This window comes from Neorhizobium descurainiae, assembly GCF_051400715.1.
Lineage (GTDB): Bacteria > Pseudomonadota > Alphaproteobacteria > Rhizobiales > Rhizobiaceae > Neorhizobium.
The window spans coordinates 1-815 of the sequence record NZ_JBLFFK010000094.1 but is presented as its reverse complement, the minus strand read 5'-3'; the positions used below and the strand labels follow the sequence as shown (position 1 = coordinate 815).

Sequence of the window (815 nt, the reverse complement as noted above, 5' to 3'; positions counted from 1 at the left end):
CGAATATGCCTCGGACGTCTCCGTTTCGGAACTGGACATCACCAAGCTCGATGACTATCGCGACTCGAACGCCGACGGATACCTCGGCATGGGTACCGCCGTCAGCGACGAAGATATCATCGGCGCTCTGACCTCGTTCGTCGACGGTCAGCTGGAACTGATGACCAGCGCGGCAGCCAAGCTCGGTGCAGTCTCGCAGCGCATCCAGATGCAGGAAGACTTCGTCTCGAAGCTCTCCGACTCGCTGGATCGCGGCGTCGGCCGACTGGTGGATGCGGACATGAACGAAGAGTCCACGAAGCTGAAGGCGCTGCAGACGCAGCAGCAGCTCGCGATCCAGTCGCTCTCGATCGCCAACTCCGACTCGCAGAACATCCTGTCGCTCTTCCGTTAATCGGAGCCGGCAAATCGGCGCGGAGGCTGACCGCGCCACAGACACAGAAAAGGGCCGCGTCCGAATTCGGACGCGGCTTTTTATTTTTCTCACATGCTTCAATGTTCATTAACCATATTGCGGTTACCTAGACCCATCGAAACGGCGGGTTAACCAAGAAAATTAACTGGTTAGCAAGCATGACGCTGACCGCTGTTCCCGGTGGAATCCGGAATGTCCCTTTTCGTAATCAGCCATTCAAGGGGCAAACAAAATGACCAGCATTCTGACCAATATCGCAGCCATGGCTGCCCTCCAGACCTTGCGCCAGCTCGGCCAGGACATGGAGACCACGCAGGGCCGCGTTTCCTCCGGCATGCGCGTCGGCACCGCTTCCGACAACGCCGCCTACTGGTCGATCGCAACCACCATGCGTTCCGAC

General features: G+C 58.4%; 2 protein-coding genes. Both read left to right on the top strand.

Annotated elements, in window-relative coordinates; genetic code table 11:
* The coding region (locus tag ACMGE0_RS33580) for a flagellin (RefSeq protein ID WP_436820176.1) at window positions 1-394 on the top strand (394 nt) is incomplete at its 5' end.
* 253 nt (window positions 395-647) lie between these two features.
* On the top strand, window positions 648-815 hold a 168-nt coding region (locus ACMGE0_RS33575), incomplete at its 3' end, for a flagellin N-terminal helical domain-containing protein (RefSeq protein ID WP_495885030.1).